Origin of the sequence: Nonomuraea sp. NPDC050478 (assembly GCF_044458265.1) — a bacterium.
Classification (GTDB): domain Bacteria; phylum Actinomycetota; class Actinomycetes; order Streptosporangiales; family Streptosporangiaceae; genus Nonomuraea; species Nonomuraea ferruginea.
This window is the reverse complement of sequence record NZ_JBITHT010000006.1, coordinates 72,015-94,455: the sequence shown is the minus strand read 5'-3', so window position 1 is coordinate 94,455 and position 22,441 is coordinate 72,015. Positions and strand designations below refer to the sequence as shown.

Genomic DNA, 22,441 nt, shown 5'->3' with positions numbered 1-22,441 from the left:
GCGCGTCGATCCTGGTGCCCGGTCAGGTGGTCCGGTGTTGGTGGTGGCGCGCCGTCTCTGGTGTCCGGTCGGGTGGTCTGGCGCTGGAAGTGGCGCGCTGCCTCCGGCGTCCCGCCAGGAGGGCCGGTGCCGGAACGGCGCGTCGATCCTGGTGCCCGGTCAGGTGGTCCGGTGTTGGTGGTGGCGCGCCGATCCTGGTGTCCGGTCAGATGGTCCGGTGCCGGAAGTGGCGCGCCGATCCCGGCGTCCGACCAGGAGGTCCGGTGCCGAAACGGCGCGCCGATGTCGCGTAGTCGGTGGCGGCGTCCGGCCGGGATCTCACCGGCTCTCCGCATGCGCCCCCGGGGTTACGGCGGGATGAGCGGGCCGGGGGCATGCCTCACGGTGCCTAGCCCGGGGGTTTCCCGAAGAGGTCGATGAGATGACCTCGGCGTTGGCGAGAGGTCGCGCGGGTGATGCTGGAACACGAGGGATGCGGGAGGACGAACCGGGCCCCGGGAAGGTGGGGGGAGGGGGCATCGGTGGCGCGCTGAGTGGTGAGCGCCGGGGCCGATGGGTCGCCCGCGTGGAGGGCAAGGGCGGTCGTCAAGTCCAGATGACGCCCCGCATCATGATGTGCTCCCTTCGCAGTGGCTTGTTCGCGGAAGCGAACCGTGTCCACATCTAGCCAACCACATAACCTCTGCGGTTTCTCTGGCAAAGCTATCGTTTCCCATCGCGCACCGCACACTCCGCAACTATTGTGTTACACATCGTTAGTGGGAGGGGAGACCACATGGCGGCGGCCAGTCACACCTCGATAAAGCGACGTGACGGTCTGTCCGCATTGGTCTCCCGATGGCCATTTCTCGGCCAACGCCGGGCCTTGGTCGCCTACATCAGCGTGATCGTCGTCGCCGACCTGGCCGCGATCGCCGCCACGGCCCTCACCACCCCCTTCCACTGGCGCAGCCTGATGGTCTTCGCGGCGCTGATGGGCTGCGGCGCGGTCTGCATCGAGGCCACCAGACGGCTCGGCATGCCGGCAGGGGTGTCGCGTGACCTGCTGTCGGCCTGGTGGCTGCCCGTAGCGCTGCTGCTGCCGCCGGTGTACGCGCTGCTCGCGCCGATCGTGCTGCAGACGCTGCTGCAGTTGCGGGTCCGGGCGGCAGTGCTGCACCGGCGGGTGTTCAGCGCGGCCGCGATCGGCCTGGCCGGGTGCGCGGCGTCCCTGCTGTTCCACGGGCTGGCCCCGGAAGCCTGGCCGCTCTCGGGGAGCGACAGCGCCACCATCATGCTGGCGATCCTGGCCGCCGTGGTGTTCGCGCTCATCAACACCGCCCTGATCGCGATCGCCGCCCACACCGCCAACCCCGACCTCGGCTGGCGCGCGGTGCTCTGGGACCGGGAGAGCTTCACGCTGGACGTGGTGGAGCTGTGCCTCGGCGTCACGGTGACCGTCGGGTGCGGCCTGCATCCCATCCTGCTGCTGCTGGCCCTCCCCCCGGTCGTGCTGCTCCAGCGCAGCCTCCTGCACGCCCAGCTGCAGGCGGCGGCCCGCACCGACGCGAAGACCGGCCTGCTCAACGCCGCCGCCTGGCAGCGGGAGGCCGACACCGAGATCGTCCGCGCGCGCCGTACGGGAGAGACGCTCGCGCTCCTGATCATCGACATCGACCACTTCAAACGGGTCAACGACGCCCACGGGCATCTGGCCGGAGACCTGGTGCTGGTCAACGTGGCGGACGTGCTCCGCGGCCAGTTGCGCGACTACGACCTGGTGGGGCGCTTCGGCGGCGAGGAGTTCGTCGTGCTGCTGCCGGGGGCCGACCTGCACGAGGCCCGCCGGGTCGCCGAGCGCCTGCGTGCCCGGATCGGCCGCATGTCCGTCCCCGCCGACGAGGCGGTCATCTCGGTCACGGTCTCGGCGGGCGTCGCCCTGATGTCGGAGCACGGCGACGACCTCATCGAGCTCCTGGCGGCCGCCGACCTGGCCCTCTACCGGGCCAAGGAGCTGGGCAGAAACCGCGTCTGCGTCCCCGCCGTCCCGCCCCGTCTCCAGGGCGACCCGGCCGGCTGACCTCGCGGCCCCCTGGCAGGCCCGGCCAGGAAGGCCCTTCGCCGTCGCGTTCGGAAGCTCGGGCGGGAGCCCCTAAGCTAGATACCATGCCGGAGTACATCTATACGCTTCAGCGCGTGCGCAAGGCGCATGGCGACAAGGTTGTCCTTGACGACGTCACCCTGTCGTTCCTGCCAGGGGCCAAGATCGGTGTCCTGGGGCCCAACGGCACGGGCAAGTCGACGCTGCTCCGGATGATGGCCGGTCTGGAGCAGCCGTCCAACGGCGAGGCGCGGCTGATGCCGGGCTTCACCGTGGGCATGCTCCAGCAGGAGCCGCCTCTCAACGAGGAGAAGACCGTGCTCGGCAACGTCCAGGAGGGCGTCGCCGAGACGATGCGGATGCTCGAGCGCTACAACGAGATCGCCGAGCAGATGGCCACCGACTACAGCGACGAGCTGCTCGACGAGATGGGCAAGCTGCAGGAGCAGCTTGAGCATCGCAACGCCTGGGATCTCGACAGCCAGCTGGAGCAGGCGATGGACGCCCTGCGCTGCCCGCCGCCCGACGCCGACGTGACGACGCTGTCCGGTGGCGAGCGCCGCCGCGTGGCCCTCTGCAAGCTGCTGCTGGAGGCGCCCGACCTGCTGCTGCTCGACGAGCCGACCAACCACCTCGACGCCGAGAGCGTCCAGTGGCTGGAGCAGCACCTGGAGAAGTACGCCGGCACCGTCCTGGCCGTCACCCACGACCGCTACTTCCTCGACAACGTCGCGACCTGGATCCTCGAGCTCGACCGCGGCCGTGCCTACGCCTACGAGGGCAACTACTCGACCTACCTCGAGGCCAAGGCGGCCCGGCTCAGGGTCGAGGGCCAGAAGGACGTCAAGCGCAAGAAGCGCCTCGAAGACGAGCTGGAGTGGGTCCGGTCCAACCCGAAGGCCCGCCAGACCAAGAGCAAGGCCCGGCTCCAGCGCTACGAGGAGATGGCGGCCGAGGCCGACAAGCACCGCAAGCTCGACTTCGACGAGATCCAGATCCCGCCGGGCCCGCGCCTCGGCACCACGGTGATCAGGGCGGAGGATCTCACCAAGGGCTTCGACGACCGCCTGCTGATGGAGAAGCTCACCTTCGACCTGCCGCGTAACGGCATCGTCGGCATCATCGGCCCCAACGGCGTCGGCAAGACCACGCTCTTCCGCATGATCACGGGCGACGAGCAGCCCGACGGCGGCGCCATCACCGTCGGCGACACCGTCAAGATCTCGTACGCCGACCAGAGCCGGGGCGGCATCGACCCCAACAAGAACGTGTGGGAGGTCGTCTCCGACGGGCTCGACCACATCAAGGTCGGCAACGTCGAGATGCCGTCGCGCGCCTACATCGCCGCGTTCGGGTTCAGAGGGCCCGACCAGCAGAAGAAGGCGGGCGTGCTGTCCGGCGGCGAGCGCAACCGGCTCAACCTGGCGCTGACCCTCAAGCAGGGCGGCAACGTGCTGCTGCTCGACGAGCCCACCAACGACCTCGACACCGAGACGCTGTCCTCGCTGGAGAACGCGCTGCTGGAGTTCCCTGGCTGCGCCGTCATCACCTCCCACGACCGGTGGTTCCTCGACCGGATCGCCACGCACATCCTGGCGTGGGAGGAAGGGTCCAACTGGTTCTGGTTCGAGGGCAACTTCGCCGACTACGAGAAGAACAAGATCGATCGGCTGGGCGCCGACGCGGCCCGCCCGCACCGGGTGACCTACCGCAAGCTGCACCGCGACTGATCACGTGGTTCCACCCCGGATCCCGCACGGAGACCGTCTCCGTGCGGGATCTCGCGTTTCCTGGGTGCACGAGGGATGTCTAGAATCAGATTCTAGATTCGCTGAGGGGAAGGAGTCCGGGTGGAGCTCGAACTGGACGGCGTCGAGGTGGCCTTCGACCACACGGCCGTGGCCGCGCCGCGCATCAGGGACCTGCTGCCCATCTACCGCGACCTGCTCGGTGGGCGGCACCTCGGGGGCGGGGGCGACAACCGGCAGGCCGGATACCGGACCCTGCAGCTCACCTACACCAACGGGAGCAAGATCGAACTGATGGAGCCGCTGCCCGGCTCGACGTTCTTCGACAGCTTCTTCGAGCTGACCCGGGGCAGGGGCGGCGTGCACCATCTCAACTTCCACGTGAGCGACATCGACGCGGCCGTGGCCGGACTGAGGGGGAAGGGCTACCGGCTGCACGGGCTGAACCTGTCGGATCCCCGCTGGCGGGAGGTGTTTCTGCATCCGAAGGAGGCGCACGGGGTGCTGATCCAGCTCGCCCAGGTGGGTCCGCGCCCGGACGGGCCGAGGGCGACGCTGGAGGAGGTGCTGGCCGGCGAGGGCAGGAACGGGAACGGGATCCCGAGCCCTTGAGCAAACGCAGAAGAAAAATCTAGAGTGGGGTTCTAAAACCGAGAGGCGGGAGCCCCATGAAGCCCGTACCACGCCCCACTCCCGACACCCAGCCCTTCTGGGACGGGACGGCGGCCGGAGAGCTCAGGATCCAGCGCTGCCTGGCCTGCGAGCGTCACTACTTCTATCCCCGGCCGAGCTGCCCCCGCTGCGGCTCCGGCTCCGTCGAGTGGGTGCGGGCCAGCGGCAGGGCCACGCTCTACTCGTACGTGATCAACCACCGGCCGGCGCCCGGGTTCGAGGGGCCGTACGCGATCGCGGTGGTGGAGCTGGAGGAGGGGGTGCGGATGATGACGAACCTGGTCGGCGTCGAGCCCGCGCCCGAGAACCTGGAGCTCGACATGCCGCTGCGGGTGACGTTCGAGGAACGTGGCGAGGTGCACGTGCCCCTCTTCGAGCCGGCGGGCGGTGCCCAGTGAACCCGGTGATCGCGGGCGCCGCCGAGACCGACGCGGTCGGCAGGCTGCCCGGCCACTCGACGATGGAGCTCCACCTGGAGGCCGCGCGCAACGCGCTGGCCGACGCGGGCATGACCAAGGACGACATCGACGGCATCGCCACCGTCGGCACCCCGGGCCCCATCCAGGTCGCCCACGCGCTGGGCATCACCCCGTCCTGGCTCGACGGCACCGGGGTCGGCGGCTCGTCGTTCCTGTTCCACGTGCGCCACGCGGCCGCCGCCATCCGGGCGGGGCTCTGCCGTACGGTGCTGATCACGCATGGCGAGTCGGGCCGGTCCCGGATCGGGGCGCCGCGGTTCTCGATGGCGCCCGACTCGCTGATGGGCCAGTTCGAGATGCCGTACGGGGTGATGGGCCCGACGACCACGTTCACGCTGACGGCGCTGCGCTACATGAAGGAGTTCGGCCTCACCCACGAGCAGCTCGCCGAGGTCGCGGTGGCGCAGCGGCGCTGGGCGCACCTGAACCCGCGGGCGATGCACCGCGACCTGATCACGGTGGACGACGTGCTGGCCTCGCGGATCGTCGCCTACCCGTTCCACCTGCTGGAGTGCTGCCTGGTGACCGACGGCGGCGGCGCGCTGGTCGTCACGAGCGCGGACCTGGCCCGGCGTGACGACCCGGTCTACCTGCTGGGCTCGGGCGAGGCGATGGACTCGCCGATGATCTCGCAGATGGAGGACTTCACCACGGCCAAGGGGTTCCGCCTGTCGGGGGAGGCCGCGTTCGCCGAGGCGGGCATCTCGCACGACGACGTGGACCACCTGATGGTGTACGACGCCTTCGCGCACGTGCCGATCTACGGGCTGGAGGACCTGGGGTTCGTCAAGCGGGGCGAGGCCGGCGCGTTCATCGCCGAGGGTCACACCTCACCCGGCGGCCGGCTGCCCCTGAACACGAACGGCGGCGGCCTGTCGTACACGCATACCGGGATGTACGGGATGTTCGCCATCCAGGAGGCGGTGCGGCAGCTGCGCGGTGAGGCGGCCGCGCAGGTGCCGGGGGTGGAGGTGAGCGTCGTGCTGGGGAACGGCGGCATGTTCGCCTCGGCCGCCACGCTGGTGCTGTCGAACCGGCTGCCGTGAGGCTTCAGGAAGCGGTGGTACACCGCCGCTTCCTGAGCCGGGGTCATTCCCCGATCGTGCCGAGCCGGGCGTGGCCCTTGATCAGGTTGCGCGCGATCGTGCGGCGCTGGATCTCGTCGGTGCCCTCGAAGATGCGCAGCAGCCGCAGCTCGCGGTACCACCGCTCGATCGGCAGCTCCTTGGTGTAGCCCATGCCGCCGTGGATCTGCAGCACCCGGTCGACCACCTGGTTCGCCATGACCGCGCCGTTGAGCTTGGCGATCGAGGAGGCGTGCCGGGCGTCCATGCCCTGCTGGACGCGCCAGGCCGCGTAGAGCGTCAGCCACTTGGCCGCCTCGATCTCCACCTGCGAGTCGGCGATCATCCACTGGATCGCCTGGTATCCGGCGATCGCCTGGCCCATGGACTTGCGGATCTTCGCGTACTCGACGGCCATGCCCAGCATCCGCTCGGCCGAGCCGATGGCCCTGGCGGGGATCATGTAACGGCCCTGGCCGATCCACTGCATGGCCAGCTCGAAGCCCTTGCCCAGCTCGCCCAGGATGTTCTCCTCCGGCACCCGGACGTCCTGGAACACCAGCGACGCGGGCCCCCACTCGCCCATCGTGGGGATCGGCTCGGACGTCCAGCCCATGTCGCGGTCGACGAGGAAGCAGGTGACCCCGTACGGCTCGGCGACGGCGAACACCATGACGAAGTCGGCCTCGCTGCCGCCGGTGATGAACGTCTTCTCACCGTTGATGACCCACTCGGCGCCGTCGCGTACGGCCCTGGCGCTGATGTTGCGGGCGTCGGAGCCCGCGCCCGGCTCGGTGATGGCGAAGCAGGAGCGGCGCTCGCCCTCGATGGTGGGGATCAGGTAGCGGCGCTTCTGCTCGTCGGTGCCGGCGTACAGGATGTTGTCGGCGCTGCCGCCGAAGGTGAACGGCACGAACGTGCGGCCCACCTCCATGGCGATGATCGCCGACATGATGGGGCCGAGCGCGGCGCCGCCGTACTCCTCGGGGGTGTTGATGCCCCACAGGCCGGTCTTGCGCGCCTTGTCCCGCAGCTCCTGGGTGACGCCGGGGTCGAGCGCGGGGTGGCCGGCGCGCTCGTTGCGCAGCACGTCCGGCTCCAGCGGCATGATCTCCTTCTCCACGAAGGCCCGGACGGTGTCCCTGATCTGCCGTTCCTCGGTGCTGAGCGAGAAGTCCACGGCCGCCTCACTTCCTAGAACAAACCTCTAGGAGAAGGTTCGGCTCTCGTGCGGCAGGCTGTCAAGAATATGATTCTAGAATTTCTCGCCTCTAAGATGTTCGCATGGCACGCAAGACCTCGTGGGAATGGAGCCGTACGGCGCAGACCCGCAAGAGCATGCTCCAGGCGGCGCGGGAGGTGTTCGGCGAGCACGGCTTCGCCGAGGCCGGGGTCTCCGAGGTCGTCGCCCGCGCCGGCTCCAGCGTCGGCAGCCTCTACCACCACTTCGGCGGCAAGACCGAGCTGTTCCTCGCCCTCTACGAGGACCATCAGGCGGCCCACGAGCAGGCCGCGGGCGCCAGCGTGGCGCGGGCCAAGCAGGAGGGCGTCACCGACCCGGTCGAGCTGCTCATCGCCGGCGCCCGCGCCTACCTCGACGGCGCGTGGGAGCGGCGCGACCTGGTCCGGCTGTTCATCGACGGCGACGGGCCGCCCGGCTTCGAGCTGATCCGCCGCACGCGCAACCGCGAGTGGGTACGGCAGAACGCCGTGCTGCTCGGCTCCGGCGGCGACCCGCTCGACCGGTTCACCGTGACGGTGCTGACCAGCATCATCGGCGAGGCCGCCCGCGAGGTGGCCACCAGCGACTCCGAGGAGGACGCGCGCGAGGTGGCCGAGGCGGCGATGACGCTGATCCGCCGCCTCGACCCGCTCAGGATCCGCTAGCCTCCCGGCCGGGGATCTTCCCGTTGGTCAGCGCGTTCGGCGCGGCCTTGTCCACCAGCGCCGGGATCACCGCGCCCAGCTCCGCCGGGTCCCAGCGGGAGCCCTTGTCCACCTCCGGGCCCGCGTGCCAGCCCTCGGCCACGCTGATCCGCCCGGCCCGCACGTTGAACACCCGGCCGGTGACGCCGCGCGACTCGGCGCTGCCCAGCCAGACCACGAGCGGCGCCACGTCGTCGGGGTCCGCGTCGGCGTCGCCCGGGATGATCCCGTCGGTCATCCGGGTCAGCGCGGTCGGCGCGATGGCGTTGACCGTGACGCCGTAGCGCTCCAGCTCCCTGGCGGCGATCACGGTCAGGCCCGCGATGCCCGCCTTGGCCGCGCCGTAGTTGCCCTGGCCGGGGTTGCCGTAGATGCCGGAGGACGAGGTGGTGTTGATGATCCGGGCGTCGACGGGCCGACCGGCCTTGGCCTGCTCGCGCCAGTAGGCGGCGGCGTGGCGCAGCGGGGCGAACGTGCCGCCCAGGTGCACCCGGACCACCGCGTCCCACTCCTCGGCGCTCATGTTGAACAGCATCCGGTCGCGCAGGATCCCGGCGTTGTTGACCAGCACGTGCAGGTCGCCGAAGCGCTCGACGGCGGCCTCGACCAGCCGCCTGGCGCCGTCGAAGTCGGCGACGTCCTCGCCGTTGACGATCGCCTCCCCGCCCATGGCCTCGATCTCCGCGACGACCTCCGCCGCCGCCCCGGACGAGCCGGTGCCGTCCACCTCGGCGCCCAGGTCGTTCACCACCACCTTGGCGCCCTGCCGGGCGAACTCCAGCGCGTGCCCCCGGCCGATGCCCCTGGCCGCGCCCGTGACGATCACCACGCGGCCCTCGGCGATCCCGCTCATCTCGACACCTCGATCCCTCGGCTGACTGATGCGAACAAAATTCTAGTAAGCAAATCTAGAAATGGTAGGCCCTGTCGGGGTCTTGACGGCGAACCGGTACCGTTGCCTCGTGGTTGAACACTCCCTGGCGCAACGGCACGTCTTTCTCCGAATGGTGCGATTCGCGGACATCGACTCGCAAGGACATGTGAACAACGTCCGCTTCTTCGACTACCTTGAGGACGCCCGCTGGGGAATGCTCCACGTCGATCCGTACAAGGCGGGCGAACCCCCCTTCAAGGGCCTGGTCGTGACCCGCCACGAGATCGACTACCTGCGGCCGCTCGGCCTCCGCGCGGAGCCGGTCCGGGTCGAGTCGTGGGTGACCGAGATCAGCCCGGTGCGCTTCACGCTGAAGTACGAGATCCTCGACGACGACGAGCTGTACGTCACGGCCACCTCCAAGCTGGTGGCCTACGACGCCGAGCGGGCGGCACCGCGCCGGCTCACCGAGGACGAGATGGCGTACCTCAAACGCTTCGCGTGAGCGCCCCGCACCGACGGCGCTGGCTCATGCTGGCCCTCGGGGTCAACGCGCACGCCGGCGTCACCCTCGGCCTGGCCGGGCTGCCTCTGGTCATCCCCGACATCCAGCGTCACTTCGGCGTCTCCCTGCCGGTGGCCGGGATCATCGCCAACGCGCCCGGCATCGGCATCCTGCTCGCCCTGGTCGCCTGGGGCGCGCTGGCCGACCGGTACGGCGAGCGGCTGATCCTCGGCCTGGGCGTCGGCGGTGCCGCCCTGCTCTTAGCCGCAGCCTCCTTCGCGGGGAACGCCTGGGCGGTGGTCGCGCTGCTCGCCGGGGCCGGGGCGGCGGGCTGCGCCGCGATGGTGGGCGGCGGACGCATCGTGCTGCGCTGGTTCGAGCCGCCCGAGCGCGGCGTGGCCATGGGAGTGCGGCAGGTCTCGTACACGCTCGGCATGGCCGTGGCCGGGTTCACGCTGCCGCCCGTGGCGCGGGCGTACGGCATCTCCGGCGTCATGCTGGTCTGCGCGGGCGTGAGCCTGCTGGCCGCCGTGCTGGCGGGCGTGTTCCTGGCCGAACCGCCGCACGCCGTCGCCGGGGCCGCCAGGAAGCCCGCCGGGTCCCCGTACCGGCAGCCCGCGCTCTGGCGCGTGCACGCCACGAGCGGGCTGCACGTGGTGCCGCAGGTCGTCGTCGGCACGTACGGGGTCGCCTGCCTGGTCGAGGTGTACGGGTGGGACGGCGTGGCGGCCGGGCAGCTGTTCGCGGGGGCGGCCGTCGCCGGGGCCGCCACGCGGGTCGCGGCGGGCCGCTGGTCCGACGTGACCGGACTGCGGATGGCGCCGCTGCGGCTGCTCACCCTCACCGCGCTCGCCGCCCTCGCCCTGCTGGTGCTCGGCACGTACGCGGGATCCGGGCTGGGCGTGGCCATGCTGGCGCTGGCCGCGGTGATCACCGTGGCCGGGAACGGGCTGGCCTACCTCGCCGCCGGCGAGCTGGCCGGGCCCGCGGCGGCCGGCCGGGTGCTCGGCGTCCACAACACGGTGCAGAACACGGTGGCGCTGGCCGTCACCCCCCTCGCCGGACTGCTGATCACCCAGTCGGGCTACTGGGCGGCCTTCGCCGCGGGTCTGGCGTGCGCGCTGGTCTCGCTACCGGTCATCCCGGTCCGCGACGAGCGCGCCACCCGGGCTAGCTGACGGCGCGCCGGAGCCACACGGCCGTGTCGGGCGGCAGGCTGCCGCCGACCGGGCCGCTGGACAGCAGCACGCTCTCGTGCGGCGGCAGCGGCGCCGGCTCGGTGCCGCAGTTGATCGCGCACACCAGCGGCCCGCGCGCGAACACGAGCACGTCCTCGGACGACTCCAGCCATTCCAGCCCGTACGGTACGGTCCGGGCCAGCTCCCGCCGGCAGGCCAGGGCGCGCCGGTAGAACTCCAGCATCGAACCGGGATCGCCGGTCTGCCGGGCCACGCTCAGCTCGGCGAACTCGTCGGGCTGCGGCAGCCACGGCTTCACCCCCTCGGGCGAGAACCCGTACGAGTCGCCCCGAGCGGACCACGGGATCGGCACGCGGCAGCCGTCGCGGCCCGGCAGCTCGCCCTTCGAGCGCTTGAAGACCGGGTCCTGCCGCGCCTCCGGAGGAAGATTCTCTACCTCAGGGAGTCCGAGTTCCTCCCCTTGGTAGAGATATGCCGACCCGGGGAGGGCAAGTGTCGCCAGGAGAGCGGCCCGCGCCCGCGCCATGCCGGTGCCGGGGTCGGCCGTGCCGTAACGGGTGCGGTGGCGTACCACGTCGTGGTTGGACAGCACCCAGGTGGCGAACGGGACCGTCGCCACCGTGTCGTCGATCACCTTCCTGAACGCGGTCGCCGACCAGGGCGCCTGCAGCCAGGCGAAGTTGAAGCTCTGGTGGAGCTCGTCCGGGCGCACGTACAGCGCCAGGTCCTCCAGCGTGTCGGTCCACACCTCGCCCACCGCCATCCGCTCGTCCGGGTAGGTGTCGAGCAGCGCCCGCCAGTCGCGGTAGACGTCGTGGACCTCCGGCTGACCCCAGACCGGGGACTTGGACATGAACGACTGGTCGCGCACGTCCGGCAGGTCCTCCGCCTTGAACAGCCCCATCGCCACGTCGATGCGGAACCCGTCGACGCCCTTGTCCAGCCAGAACCGCAGGATGTCCAGGAACTCCTCCCGGACCTCGGGGTTGCGCCAGTTGAAGTCCGGCTGCTCGGGCGCGAACAGGTGGAGGTACCACGACCCGTCGTCCACCTGGGTCCAGGCCGGGCCGCTGAAGGTGGACTGCCAGTTGTTGGGCCGGTCGCGGAAGATGTAACGGTCGCGGCCCTCGCCCCGCAGCGCGGCCTGGAACCAGGGATGCTCGGAGGAGCTGTGGTTGGGCACGACGTCCACCAGCACCCGCAGGCCGAGCGCGTGCGCGTCGGCCACCAGCGCGTCGAAGTCGGCCAGTGTGCCGAACAGCGGGTCGACGCCGCGGTAGTCGGCCACGTCGTAGCCGCCGTCGGCCATGGGGGAGGGGTAGAAGGGGGTCAGCCAGACGGCGTCGACCCCCAGGTCTCTCAGGTAGGGCAGGCGTTCACGTATCCCCGCGAGATCGCCGACGCCGTCTCCGGAGGCGTCGGCGAAGCTGCGGACGTAGATCTCATAGACGACGGCATCACGCCACCAGGGGATGTCCATGTGGCGTGTCATGCCCGCTACGTCGGAGAGTTCACCAGGCTGTGGGCGGCGTTGACCAGATAGGTCCAGAGCCGGCTCTCCTGCTCCTCGGTCAGGCCGAGGTCGTCGACGGCGTCACGCATGTGCTTGAGCCAGGCGTCGCGCTCCTGCCGGCCGATCACGAACGGCACGTGGCGCATCCGCAGCCTCGGGTGCCCGCGCTGCTGGCTGTAGGTGCCGGGGCCGCCCCAGTATTGGACGAGGAACATGCGCAGCCGCTCCTCCGCGCCGGCGAGGTCGGCCTCGGGATACATCGGGCGCAGCAGGGGATCTTCCGCCACCCCTTCGTAGAAACGGCGCACGAGCCGCCGGAACGTCTCCTCGCCCCCGACGGCCTCGTAGAAGGAGGTTTCAGTCACGACCCCAGCCTATGCTCAGCCGACCATCGCAATGTCCGCCGCGTCGAGCGCCGCCTTGACCCGCAGCCGCAGCTCCCGCGCCACCTCTTCCTGCCTGGCCGGCAGCGTCTTGGCCGACAGGCGGAAGACCATGCTGCTGTCGGAGAGCTGCTCCACGCCGAACACCTGCGGGGGCTCCACGACGGCCGCCTCGCGCAGCTCGGCGTCGGCCCACATCTCCTCGGCGACGTTCTCCAGCACCACCCGCACGGTGGTGATGTCGCTGTCGTAGGGGACCGGCACGTCCACGTAGGCGCGCGACCAGCCCTGCGACTCGTTGCCGACGCGGGTGATGGTGCCGTTGCGCACGTACCACACCCGGCCGTCCTCGTCGCGCAGCCGGGTGACGCGCAGGGTGACCGCCTCGACGGTGCCGATGGCGGCGCCCGCGTCGATCACGTCACCCACCCCGTACTGGTCCTCCAGCAGCATGAACATGCCCGCGATGAAGTCCTTGACCAGCTCCTGGGCGCCGAAGCCGATGGCCACGCCGAGGATGCCGACGCTGGTGAGCAGCGGCGCGATGGGGATCGTCAGCCGGTCCAGCACGGTCAGCAGGGTCGTGCCGATGATGACGATGGTGGCGATGTGCCTGAGCACCGAGCCCATGGTCTCGGCCCGCTGCTTGCGGCGCTCGTGCAGCAGGGCGTCCACGCCGGCCGTGACCGTGCCCTTGCGGAAGCGTCCGACCGGGCGGGTCGCGGCCCGGTTGATGACCCGCGTGATGACGCGGTTGACGACGTTGCGGACCAGGAAGCCGATGATCAAAATCAGCACGATCGTGATCATGCTGGCCACCAGCGGCGCCCAGCTCGCGTTGTCCATCCAGCCGGCCAGCACTGAGCAGAGGAGTGTGTCCCCCTCGCAGATCTCCGCCATCTTGGTGCCCACCTTGTCGAGGTCCGGGACCATGGACGTGGTCGGTTCGGGCGATGGCGGCGACAGCAGGAACACTGAAGGGTCCTCCTCCGGAAAACGATTCGACCGGCGGTACGAGGCCGGATACGCCCCAAATTTACCGCCGGTCGAACCGGCCGCCGTCACATCACGCCGGGGAAGACGGGGTCATCAGGCCCTGGGCCGCGGAGGGAGGAACCTGACGCTCCGATGACGGTCGGCTCGGACGGGTCACGCACCCGGAAGCGTGTCCCGTGCCGTTTCCGGGGAGGGGTCCCCGAACGCTTTCCGGCCAGGCCGAAAAGCGGGTCTCGGTTATTACGCAGAGTGACGGGAACCGGCGGGACGGCCAGAGTCCGCGCTGGCGCGCGGCTCTCCGCACCGGCCGTCCCGCCGGCTCCGTGGAGCCGCGGTGATGACGGTGAGCCGCGGTGGCTGCGCTCCACCCGGTTCACCGCCCGGTCACTCTCCCACCGCGGCGAGCACGCGGGCGACCTTGGTCGCCGCACCAGCCGGGTCGTCGACGGTGTGCAGCCGTTCCCCCCAGGACCAGCAGTACCACCAGTCGGGAATGTCGGTCGCGACGCGACAGGTGACGTTCTCGGACAGGCTCGTCGCCTTCGGATTGATGACCCTGACGAAGAGCCTGCCGCTCTGGGTCCGGACCACTCGCGCGAGCAATCCGCGGGCGTCGAGCTCCGACACCAGGCGCTCAAGATGCCCGAAGTTGTCGTCCCCCACCTTTCGTCCTCCCTCGAATCGTTGCGGTGGGCCAAAGATGACTCATGTCGGCTGGTTGCGCAACGCGACATACATGCTCACAGGGAGTCGCCTTGTCACTCCCGGAATGTAAGAAACAGTCCGCCGGAGGACGATCCTTATCCGTAGCCTTCAAGGAGGCGTTTTCAACACGCCATCATTGAGCCATAGTCGAGGCTAGGCGGACTGCAACCTGGACGCTACTCTCAGTGACTAGGGTGATGAGCCGGTCGGGACACATGCGTGAGAGGGGCCGGGATGTCCGGCAGACAGCACAGGGAAACGGAAATGGCTCGCCGGATCAGGGCCAAGGGCCTTGCCGTCGGCCGCACCGCTGCCCAGATCGCTGAAGAGATCCACGAGGCCTGTGGCGCGCAGTTCGGCACAACCAAGATCAAGTGTCACCGCCTGGCCTACGGCATCGCGCTCGCCGACGTCATCGAACAGGTCAGAGCGCTGTTCGAACGCGACGAGAAGCCGGCCCCGGGCATCGGGGAGACCCTGCTGTCGGCGTACGAGAGCGGGCTGAAACGCCCCGGCCCCGAATACCTCCACTACCTGTGCACCGTCTACCGCGTCGAGCCCCCCTCGCTCGGCTACGACGGGCCGTGCATCTGCGGCCACGGCCATCGGATGCCCGGCGTCCTCGCGGGCGGCGCCGACGTGAACGGCCGTCACGGCGCGGCCCTGCCCGAGCCGACCGAGCTGCGCACCCCGTCGCTGCATCCCGACAAGAACGTCGACAGCGAGGAGGACGAGAACATCCTCCGGCGCGCACTCCTCAACCTGCTCAACAACGACGCCGGGGCGACCAAGCTCACCGGCCCGGTGCTGGGCGCCTGCGAGGGCATCCGCCGGCGGATGGACTACACGCTCGTGTCGTCCAGCGTCTCTCCCGCCATGCTCGACCAGTGGGAGGAGGCCACGCTCGCGTTCGGCCGGCAGTACACGACCACGGCGCCGCTCCGGCTGCTCTGCGACGTGCTGCTGGAGCTGAGCGCGGTACGCAACGCGATGACCCGGCGCCAGCCCATCGACCTGCAGGAGCGGCTGTGCCGGATGGCCGCCCAGCTCTCCGGGCTGAGCGGCATGATCATGATCAACCTGGGCGACCACCGGCTCGCCCGGTCGTTCTTCCGCACCGGCCGCACCGCCGCCGACGAGACCGGCGACCGGGCCCTGCGCGCGTGGGTGACCGCACGCGAGGCGCTCGTCCCGCTCTACTACGGCGACGCCCGCGAGGCGCTCAACCTCGCCAAGAAGAGCCGCGACCTGGCGGGCCAGACGCCGTGCGCGGCGCAGGCCATGGCTCCCGTCGTCGAGGCCAGGGCGCTGGCCATGCTCTCGGGCACAGACAGCCGCAAGGAGGTCGTCGACCAGGCCAAGCGCGCTCTAGCGCGGGCGCGCAGCGCCTTCTCCCACATCAAGGGGAAGGAGCGCGAGGACATGGCCTTCGGCTACACGGAGAAGCAGCTCTACTTCTACCAGGGTGACGTGCTGACCAAGCTGGGGCAGACACTGGAGGCCGACCTGGTGCTCGATCAGGCGCTCCACCAGTACCAGGACCACATCCTGGACCAGACGCTGATCAGGCTGGACCAGGCGCAGTGCAGGCTGATCGAGGGCGAGTCGGGCGAGGCGCTGCGGATCGGCACCGAGGCGCTGCGCCTGCTCGGCCCCGAATACCGCACCGACTTCATCATGCGTCCGGCCCTCGCGCTGGCGCAGGCGATCCGGGCCCGTGAGCCCGCCCACCCGGGCCTGGCCGCCTACGAGGAGCAGTTGCGGCCCCCGCAGCCCGTCGGGGGAGAAGGGGCCGGCGGTGCATGAGGATCCGCCGCTACCGGTGGTCTGACCTCGACACCATCCTCACCCTCCATCAGATCTGCCTCGCCGAGGTGGGGCTGGTGCCGGGCGACGGGGTCTACTACGACGACGACTTCCCCCGCATCCAGGAGATCTACCTGGCGTGCGGGGGCGACTTCCTGGTCGGCGAGACCGGCGGGAGGGTCGTCGCCATGGGCGGGCTGAAACCGGTCGACAGCGCGACCGCCGAGGTGTGCCGGCTGCGCGTGCACCCGGCGTTCCAGGGGCGCGGCTTTGGCTCCGCCATGCTTTCCGCGCTCGAACAGCGCGCGGCCGAGCTGGGTTTCCGCCGGCTGAGCGGTGACACCACGCTCAACCAGGGGGCCGCGCTGGTGCTGTACGAGCGGCACGGGTGGCGGGAGGTCGCGCGGGAGCAGGTGGGCGAGCTCACTGTCGTCTACGGGGAGAAGCGACTGTCACCCGCACCTGCTGAAATTTAAGGATATGTCGGAGAAGGCGCCCGTTTCGGGCGCTTTCTCCTTTTGATGTGCGCCCTGGGCGGTTGGCAGATACGGCCGAAGAGGGGGTGGCGGTATGTGGGGAATTGCCGGATCTCCGGATTTGGAGGATAAGGATGTCCGGTCCCTTGGGTGAGGGTCTTCACTCCCGGTGGTAGAGGAACATCACCGCAGACCATCGGCGATCCGGCTGCCGTGATCCGTAGTGAGATGCTTCCGTGCATGGCAGTCGTGCCCGCTCCCCGACCCCTTATGGGAGCCGTGCTTCTGTTGTTCGTCAGCGCCGCATGGGGGTCGGCCTTCCCGCTGATGCAGGATCTCATCCACCGCTTACCGGTCGAGGATCTGCTCGCCGAGCGCTACACGCTGGCGGCTCTGACACTGCTCCTCATCCGGCCCAGGTGCCTGAGAGGGCTGTCGCGGCGGACGTGGATCAACGGGCTCATCCTGGGGGCCATGTTCGGCGTGGGGCAGAGCGCGCAGGCCGTGGCACTCTACAGCCTGCCCGCGGCTGTCTCGGGGTTCGCCGTCGGGTGCAGTGTCGTGATCACACCGGTCATGGCGCTGGCGCTGTTCAAGGCCAAGGTGCCCTACCGGGTGTGGATCGGGGTGGTGCTGGCGATGGCCGGCATGACCGTGTTCACGCTGCTGCGCGGTATCGAGGGCGGGGGCTTCTCGTTGCTGGCCCTCGGTGTGACGCTCTGCGCCGCGGCGCTGTACTCGGGTCACACGCTGCTGCTGGGCCGCCTGTCCAGGAAGGGTGAGCAGTTCGACGCGTACGCGCTGACGGTCATCCAGCTCGGGGTCATCGGCCTGCTGACCGGCGGGCTGGCCGTGCGCGACGGGATCACGCTGCCGGGCACCGCGTCCGACTGGGTGGTGCTCGGCCACCTGTCCGTCGTGTCGTGCGCGCTCGGCTTCCTGGCTCGCTCGTACGGGCAGGCGTACGTGTCCGCGGTGCCCAGCGCCGTGCTGATGTCGTCGCAGCCCTTCTGGGTGGCGGCCATCGCGGTGATCTGGTTCGGCGAGCAGCTGGGCTGGAGCATGCTGCTCGGCGGCGGGCTGATGGCGGCGGCGATGCTGCTGGCGGTGCCGTCGCCCGGGGCCGCGCTGGACGAGCCCCAGTCGCGCCGCCGTGACCTGCTCATGGTCTCGCGGCGGGCGTCCTGGGTGCTGGGCGAGCTGAAGGTCAAGCGCGGGGACCCGCTGATGCTGAACGGCAAGGTGCCGCCGGCGCTCCCGCCCGGTCCGTGCGCGGGCGCCGACGCGTGCCTGTGGCCTGGCCGTGCGGCCAAGGGGACGGGGGAGCCGAGCCTGGAGCGGCTCATCGAGCGGGCCAGCCGCATCGTCCGGGCCAGGAACGAGAACGCGGAGGGGTGCTGCGATTCGGTGCCGCGGCTGGGCCGTTGCCTGTGTGAGCTCATGAACGAACCCGGCGGCAAAAGATCGGGGGCGACGTACCCCTGCCGGTTTCGGTCACAATAGGGCTATAGGCGGGAGAAATAATGAACGCTTCTCAGTAATTATACTCTGACTTATTGGGTATATATCTTGATATTCGCTGGAGTGTCCGAATAATGAATATTACTCCAGTGAAGAGGTGCATGATGAAGCGCATCGTCGTCCGCAAGCCCGGAACCGCGCGGCTCGGTGGGACCTCCAGCGTCATTCACAAGGGGTGACAGAGGAACGGTCCCACCTCAGAGCTCCGGGCGGTCCGCCCGTACGGTTCGGGAACGCGCGGCTGCTGATGCCCGTGATCGACGGTCATCGGCAGCCGCTCGGCCCCTACACCGTCGGCGCGGCGCTCCTGAGGGGACTGGTGCCGGAGGCCCTCGACCGGCGCCCCGAGCTGGTGGCCGAGCACGACATCGAGATCAGGGCCGTCGCGCCCGCGCTGGCGGATCTCGTGCCCGCCAGGCGGGTGACCCTCGACGCGCGGCTGTCCGACGAGGAGCGCATCCTCGTCCCCGCGCCCCGCCGCACGCTCCGGCTGGCCAACGGGATCGCCGAGTTCGTCCGGCAGGTCGTGCAGCCCGGCCTCGCCCTGGCCGTCTGCAACGGGGACCACGCCGACCCCACCGACACCGAGCTGCTCGACGTGCTCATGCGCAGGATCCCGCCGGCCGTCCTGGCGATCACCGTGTACGCGGACGGTCCGGAGCCGCCGCCGGACACCCGGGACGCCGCCGAGCTGTGGACGCTCGTGGACCGGTGCGTACGGGAGGGTTTCCTGCACGCGGTGGCCGAGCTGGGGCAGCGCGCGCTGACGCTGGCCGGGCCCGGCGGCGAGCCGTGGTGGCGCCTCGCCCAGCGCACCGCGACCGCGCTCGGCGGCCTCGACCGGCGGGCCGAGGCGCGCGTCGTGTGGGAGGGGGCGCGCCGGTCCAGTCAGGACCCGGCCGTGCACGCCGCGACCGCGTACGGGCTGGCCATGCTGGACGCCCGCGACCCCGACCGGGCGCGGCGCGACCTGGGCAGGGCGCGCGGGTGGATCAACCAGGCGATCGCCATCTCGACGCTGCTGCCCGACCCCGGGCAGCGGGCGTTCAAGCTCGGCTTCGACCGCAACGGGCTGGCGCTCGTCGAACTGCGCGAGGGCCGCCTGTCCGAGGCGCTGGCGCTGGTCGAGTCGGCCATCGAGCTGGCCGGGGAGCTCGGGGAGCGGCACCCGGTGCACCGGATGGTGCTGCTGGCCAACCGGGCCCAGCTGCTGGCCGGGCTGGGGCGGACCAAGGAGGCGCTGGAGGACTTCTCCGCCGCCATCGCCGTCGACCCGATGTTCCCCGACTACTACGTGGACCGCGGCAACCTGCTGTTCAAGCTGGGCCGGCACGCCGAGGCGCTGGCGGACTACGAGTCGGCGCTGGCGGCCGGGCCGCCGCTGCCCGAGGCGCACTACAACCGGGCGGAGCTCCGCATCGCCCAGGACGACGTGACGGGCGCGCTGGCCGACCTGGCCAGGGTGATCGAGCTCGATCCCGCCTACGTGGACGCGTACATCAACCGGGCCGGGCTGCTCGCCGCGCTGGAGCGGGACGCGGAGGCGCGGGCGGACGTCGAGGCCGGGCTCGCCTGCGCGCCCGGGAACCCGCACCTGCTCACGGTGCTCGGCCAGCTGGAGACCGCGGCGGGACGGCTGCGGGAGGCGCGCCGGGCGCTGGACCTGGCGATCGACCGGGCGCCCTCGCTGGTGGCCGCCTGGGGCAACCGGGGAGTCCTCCGGTACGAGGCCGGCGATCCGGCCGGGGCGGTCGCCGACCTGACCCGGGCGATCGAGCTGGGCCCCCAGCCCGACCTGTACGCCAACCGGGCGGTCGCCCTGCGCGCACTCGGCCGCACCGAAGAGGCCGAAGCCGACGAAACCCGCGCGACCCACCACTGACCCAACCCCGGCTCCACTGCCACGTCCCCTCGCCGAGGGAAAGCGTCCCCCGGTTGCCCGCCGCGTTGGTCAGGCGTCGGCGGAGGGTGCGGGGATGAGGAGGGTTTTGCCGGTTACCTGGCGGGCCTCGATGGCGGCGTGTGCTTCGGCGGCTGACTCCAGCGGGAGTGCCAGGCCGATCGTGGGGCGGAGCCGACCCGCCGCGGCCTCCTCCAGCGCGGCCCTGGACAGCTCGCGCAGGTCGGTGGCGGGCCAGGGGACCGCCGTCACGCGCGGGCCCGGAGTGGTCATCGGGCCGCCCGCCATGCCGTAGACGCTCATCCGGCCGCCGTCGCGCAGCAGCGTCTCGGCGGTGGCGCCGATCTCGCCGCCCACCCCGTCGAAGACCACGTCCAGCGCACCGGCCGCGTCGCGGACCCGGTCGGCCCAGCCCGGCTCGGTGTAGTCCACGGTCAGCTCGGCGCCCAGCTCGGCGGCGAGCCCGCGCTTGGCCGCGCTGCTCGCCGCACCGATCACCCGGGCGCCGGCGGCCACCGCGAGCTGGACCAGGAGGCTGCCGACGCCGCCGCCCGCCGCCTCCACCAGCACCCACTCGCCCGGCTTCGGCCCGGCGGCGCGGGCCAGGCCGATGGCGGTGCGGCCGTCGGCCAGCAACGCCACCGCGTGCTCCGGCGAGACGCCGCCGGGGATCGGGATCACGTCGCCGGCGCCCGCCACGGCCAGCTCCGCGTAACCGCCGTAGCCGCCCAGCGTGCTCACCACCCGGGCGCCCACCAGCGACCCCGCCACGCCTTCGCCCACCGCCTTCACGGTGCCGGCCACGCCGTTGCCGAGGATCGCGGGCAGCTCGGCGGTGCGCGGCCCCCGGTCGGCCCGTACCTGCGTCTCCACGAATGTCACACCGGCGACCGCCACCTCGATCAGCGCCTGCCCGGGCCCGGGCACCGGATCGGGCACCTCCTCGGCGACCAGCGCCTCCGGGCCGCCGAACTTCCTCAACATCACCGCACGCATGACACACCTCTCCTCAACCGGAGCGTTCCGCTCCGATCGCGACGGTATATCGGAGCGCTGCGCTCCGCAAGGCGGCTATCCTGTACGGCATGAGCAGGCGCGGCAGGCAGGCCGAGGCGGCGCGCAACGACCTGCGGCTGCTGCGGGCCGCGCACGAGGTGTTCACCACCCAGGGCTTCGACGCCCCCGTGTCGGCCATCGCCAAGCGCGCCGGGCTGGGCATGGGCAGCCTCTACCGCCGCTACCGCACCAAGGAGGAGCTGCTGCAGCGGCTGTGCCTGATCGCCATGGAGCGGGTGGTGGAGGCGGCCTCGGCCGGGCTCGCGGAGGACGACCCGTGGGAGGGGTTCGCCGGGTACGTGCGGGCCTGCGTGGGTTTCGGGTCCGGGGCGCTGGCGCCGGTGGCGGGCACCATCGAGGTCACCGGCGAGATGTCGCGCACCGCGAGACAGGCCACCGAGCTGGCCGGCCGGCTCGTCGCGCGGGCCCGCGAGGCCGGGGCGCTGCGGGCTGACGTGACGGAGCTGGACGTGTCGCTGCTGATCGAGCAGTTCAGCAGGCCGGCTCCCGGGCCACCGGACGAGCTGCAGGACCGGTTCAAGCAGCGGCTCCTGGCCATCGCGCTCGACGGCCTGCGCGCCCCCGGCGCCACGCCCCTGCCCGGCGACCCGCCGTCACTCGACTGGTACGAAGGCCGCTGGACCCCCGACACTTCGTGAGGCATCGGAATGCCCTGCCCGGACGGGCCTTGGGGACTACCGTGGGTGCGTGGGCTTCAACGAGCTGCTACGCGATCTCCAGCCGGGCGCGAGCGCGCAGACGGCGGGCATCAGCCGAGGGCACGGCGGCCCGCCCGCCCGGACCCTCGCCGTCCGCTCCGGCCCGCACCGGCTGCGCTGCGCTTCCCTGCTCAAGCCGCTGTACGCGTGGGTCACCGCGGGTCGCATCCCCGACGCCGAGCGGTGGCGACGCCACGCCGAGCCGGCCGTGGTCATCTCGTCCAACGCCGACACCCGCAGCCTGTGGCTGGCCGTCGGGCCGCTGGTCATCCTGGACGACATCTACCAGCGCACCGGGGTCTCCTGGCCGATGCACAACGGCGACCCCTCCAGGTTCGGGTCCATCGAGGTGGCCGCCGACGAGGTGGCCACCGCGTACGCGGCCCTCGCCCAGGCGGCGCTGGCCGGCGACCCGGTGGCCGGCGACGTGCTGGAGTGGATGCGGCAGGTGGAGGGTCAGCAGGCGTTCGGCGTCAGGGAGGCGCTGGCCGCGCCCGGGTCGGGGGTGAAGTGCGGGTGGTTCGGCGAGCCCGACGAGACCTGCCTGCGCACCCACGCCGTGGCGGTGCTGCCGTCGGAGGACACCCGCGCGACGGTGGTGGTCGCGCTGACCGCGCAGCCCTACGCGGACGCGGGCGAACGTGACGCCTACCGCGCCGACGTGCTGGCCGGGTTGTCCGTCGAGGCCGAGCACGAGCGCGTGGCGGGGCCCCTGCTGCGCTCGCTCCTGACCATGTCGCTGACCGAACTGGGCTACCAGGCGTGACCGTCCGGACGGTCGCACCGCCCGAACCCGTGCCGGCGGTGAGCTGTGGGCCC

General features: G+C 71.1%; 21 protein-coding genes. 14 read left to right on the top strand and 7 right to left on the bottom strand.

What is annotated here, in order from left to right:
* Positions 1-865: 865 nt before the first annotated feature.
* The 5 genes from ACIBF7_RS29475 to ACIBF7_RS29455 all read left to right on the top strand — a co-directional run bounded on the left by ACIBF7_RS29475 (position 866) and on the right by ACIBF7_RS29455 (position 6,025).
* A complete protein-coding gene (locus tag ACIBF7_RS29475; RefSeq protein WP_246640523.1) occupies positions 866-2,059 on the top strand; it encodes a GGDEF domain-containing protein in 1,194 nt (397 codons plus the stop codon).
* Positions 2,060-2,145: 86 nt separating this feature from the next.
* Positions 2,146-3,810: an energy-dependent translational throttle protein EttA gene (gene ettA, locus ACIBF7_RS29470; protein ID WP_219546977.1), complete on the top strand. Its 1,665-nt coding sequence runs from the start codon at positions 2,146-2,148 to the stop codon at positions 3,808-3,810.
* Between the two features lie 120 nt (positions 3,811-3,930).
* Positions 3,931-4,440 (top strand): VOC family protein, encoded by a 510-nt coding sequence (locus ACIBF7_RS29465; protein WP_364237443.1) that lies wholly within the window; start codon positions 3,931-3,933, stop codon positions 4,438-4,440.
* Positions 4,441-4,496: 56 nt separating this feature from the next.
* Positions 4,497-4,898 (top strand): Zn-ribbon domain-containing OB-fold protein, encoded by a 402-nt coding sequence (locus ACIBF7_RS29460; RefSeq protein ID WP_148029887.1) that lies wholly within the window; start codon positions 4,497-4,499, stop codon positions 4,896-4,898.
* Positions 4,895-6,025 (top strand): thiolase C-terminal domain-containing protein, encoded by a 1,131-nt coding sequence (locus ACIBF7_RS29455; RefSeq protein WP_148029888.1) that lies wholly within the window; start codon positions 4,895-4,897, stop codon positions 6,023-6,025. Before ACIBF7_RS29460 ends, ACIBF7_RS29455 begins: the two co-directional genes overlap by 4 nt.
* 43 nt (positions 6,026-6,068) lie before the next feature.
* Here the strand turns inward: ACIBF7_RS29455 and ACIBF7_RS29450 are convergent, their stop codons facing one another.
* Entirely contained in the window at positions 6,069-7,223 is a 1,155-nt protein-coding gene (locus tag ACIBF7_RS29450) for an acyl-CoA dehydrogenase family protein (protein ID WP_148029889.1), read from the bottom strand.
* A gap of 104 nt (positions 7,224-7,327) precedes the next feature.
* On the opposite strand from ACIBF7_RS29450, the gene ACIBF7_RS29445 reads away from it, so the two are divergent.
* A complete protein-coding gene (locus ACIBF7_RS29445) occupies positions 7,328-7,930 on the top strand; it encodes a TetR/AcrR family transcriptional regulator (protein WP_148029890.1) in 603 nt (200 codons plus the stop codon).
* On the opposite strand, the gene ACIBF7_RS29440 is transcribed toward ACIBF7_RS29445, so the two are convergent.
* Entirely contained in the window at positions 7,917-8,822 is a 906-nt protein-coding gene (locus ACIBF7_RS29440) for an SDR family oxidoreductase (protein WP_148029891.1), read from the bottom strand. The genes ACIBF7_RS29445 and ACIBF7_RS29440 overlap by 14 nt on opposite strands.
* A 151-nt stretch (positions 8,823-8,973) precedes the next feature.
* Between ACIBF7_RS29440 and ACIBF7_RS29435 the strand changes: the two genes are divergently transcribed.
* Both ACIBF7_RS29435 and ACIBF7_RS29430 read left to right on the top strand, forming a co-directional pair.
* Entirely contained in the window at positions 8,974-9,348 is a 375-nt protein-coding gene (locus tag ACIBF7_RS29435) for a thioesterase family protein (protein ID WP_246640532.1), read from the top strand.
* A complete protein-coding gene (locus ACIBF7_RS29430; protein ID WP_271278053.1) occupies positions 9,345-10,526 on the top strand; it encodes an MFS transporter in 1,182 nt (393 codons plus the stop codon). Before ACIBF7_RS29435 ends, ACIBF7_RS29430 begins: the two co-directional genes overlap by 4 nt.
* Here the strand turns inward: ACIBF7_RS29430 and ACIBF7_RS29425 are convergent.
* The 4 genes from ACIBF7_RS29425 to ACIBF7_RS29410 form a co-directional block, all read right to left on the bottom strand.
* Positions 10,519-12,039 (bottom strand): glycoside hydrolase family 13 protein, encoded by a 1,521-nt coding sequence (locus ACIBF7_RS29425; protein ID WP_271278054.1) that lies wholly within the window; start codon positions 12,037-12,039, stop codon positions 10,519-10,521. The genes ACIBF7_RS29430 and ACIBF7_RS29425 overlap by 8 nt on opposite strands.
* A 5-nt stretch (positions 12,040-12,044) precedes the next feature.
* Positions 12,045-12,425 (bottom strand): globin, encoded by a 381-nt coding sequence (locus tag ACIBF7_RS29420; RefSeq protein ID WP_364237451.1) that lies wholly within the window; start codon positions 12,423-12,425, stop codon positions 12,045-12,047.
* A gap of 15 nt (positions 12,426-12,440) precedes the next feature.
* Complete coding sequence (locus ACIBF7_RS29415; RefSeq protein ID WP_271278055.1) at positions 12,441-13,418, bottom strand: mechanosensitive ion channel family protein; 978 nt, start codon at positions 13,416-13,418, stop codon at positions 12,441-12,443.
* A 405-nt stretch (positions 13,419-13,823) separates the two neighbouring features.
* On the bottom strand, positions 13,824-14,102 hold the full coding sequence (locus tag ACIBF7_RS29410) for a hypothetical protein (protein WP_271278056.1): 279 nt from the start codon (positions 14,100-14,102) through the stop codon (positions 13,824-13,826).
* 306 nt (positions 14,103-14,408) lie between these two features.
* Between ACIBF7_RS29410 and ACIBF7_RS29405 the strand changes: the two genes are divergently transcribed.
* From ACIBF7_RS29405 to ACIBF7_RS29390, 4 genes are all read left to right on the top strand, one after another.
* Positions 14,409-15,950 carry an XRE family transcriptional regulator gene (locus ACIBF7_RS29405; protein ID WP_271278057.1) on the top strand — a complete coding sequence of 514 codons (1,542 nt, stop codon included), beginning with the start codon at positions 14,409-14,411 and terminating at the stop codon, positions 15,948-15,950.
* Entirely contained in the window at positions 15,947-16,426 is a 480-nt protein-coding gene (locus ACIBF7_RS29400; RefSeq protein ID WP_271278058.1) for a GNAT family N-acetyltransferase, read from the top strand. The genes ACIBF7_RS29405 and ACIBF7_RS29400 overlap by 4 nt, the downstream gene beginning before the upstream one ends.
* A gap of 279 nt (positions 16,427-16,705) precedes the next feature.
* Positions 16,706-17,929: a DMT family transporter gene (locus ACIBF7_RS29395; protein WP_364237455.1), complete on the top strand. Its 1,224-nt coding sequence runs from the start codon at positions 16,706-16,708 to the stop codon at positions 17,927-17,929.
* Positions 17,930-18,122: 193 nt separating this feature from the next.
* Positions 18,123-19,829, top strand: a complete 1,707-nt coding sequence (locus ACIBF7_RS29390; protein ID WP_364237457.1) for a tetratricopeptide repeat protein — start codon at positions 18,123-18,125, stop codon at positions 19,827-19,829.
* A 69-nt stretch (positions 19,830-19,898) separates the two neighbouring features.
* Here the strand turns inward: ACIBF7_RS29390 and ACIBF7_RS29385 are convergent, their stop codons facing one another.
* Entirely contained in the window at positions 19,899-20,843 is a 945-nt protein-coding gene (locus tag ACIBF7_RS29385; RefSeq protein WP_271279709.1) for a zinc-binding dehydrogenase, read from the bottom strand.
* Between the two features lie 89 nt (positions 20,844-20,932).
* Between ACIBF7_RS29385 and ACIBF7_RS29380 the strand changes: the two genes are divergently transcribed.
* Positions 20,933-21,562, top strand: a complete 630-nt coding sequence (locus ACIBF7_RS29380) for a TetR/AcrR family transcriptional regulator (protein ID WP_271279710.1) — start codon at positions 20,933-20,935, stop codon at positions 21,560-21,562.
* 49 nt (positions 21,563-21,611) lie between these two features.
* Positions 21,612-22,388 carry a hypothetical protein gene (locus ACIBF7_RS29375; protein WP_148029901.1) on the top strand — a complete coding sequence of 259 codons (777 nt, stop codon included), beginning with the start codon at positions 21,612-21,614 and terminating at the stop codon, positions 22,386-22,388.
* Positions 22,389-22,441 lie beyond the last annotated feature (53 nt).

Excerpts from the sequence above, each read along its gene's own strand:
- ACIBF7_RS29435 (WP_246640532.1), top strand. The coding sequence starts at position 8,974 with ATGGTGCGATTCGCGGACATCGACTCGCAAGGACATGTGAACAACGTC.
- ACIBF7_RS29385 (WP_271279709.1), bottom strand. The coding sequence starts at position 20,843 with ATGCGTGCGGTGATGTTGAGGAAGTTCGGCGGCCCGGAGGCGCTGGTC.
- ettA (WP_219546977.1), top strand. The coding sequence starts at position 2,146 with ATGCCGGAGTACATCTATACGCTTCAGCGCGTGCGCAAGGCGCATGGC.
- ACIBF7_RS29460 (WP_148029887.1), top strand. The coding sequence starts at position 4,497 with ATGAAGCCCGTACCACGCCCCACTCCCGACACCCAGCCCTTCTGGGAC.
- ACIBF7_RS29380 (WP_271279710.1), top strand. The coding sequence starts at position 20,933 with ATGAGCAGGCGCGGCAGGCAGGCCGAGGCGGCGCGCAACGACCTGCGG.
- ACIBF7_RS29445 (WP_148029890.1), top strand. The coding sequence starts at position 7,328 with ATGGCACGCAAGACCTCGTGGGAATGGAGCCGTACGGCGCAGACCCGC.
- ACIBF7_RS29425 (WP_271278054.1), bottom strand. The coding sequence starts at position 12,039 with ATGACACGCCACATGGACATCCCCTGGTGGCGTGATGCCGTCGTCTAT.
- ACIBF7_RS29405 (WP_271278057.1), top strand. The coding sequence starts at position 14,409 with ATGGCTCGCCGGATCAGGGCCAAGGGCCTTGCCGTCGGCCGCACCGCT.
- ACIBF7_RS29440 (WP_148029891.1), bottom strand. The coding sequence starts at position 8,822 with ATGAGCGGGATCGCCGAGGGCCGCGTGGTGATCGTCACGGGCGCGGCC.
- ACIBF7_RS29400 (WP_271278058.1), top strand. The coding sequence starts at position 15,947 with ATGAGGATCCGCCGCTACCGGTGGTCTGACCTCGACACCATCCTCACC.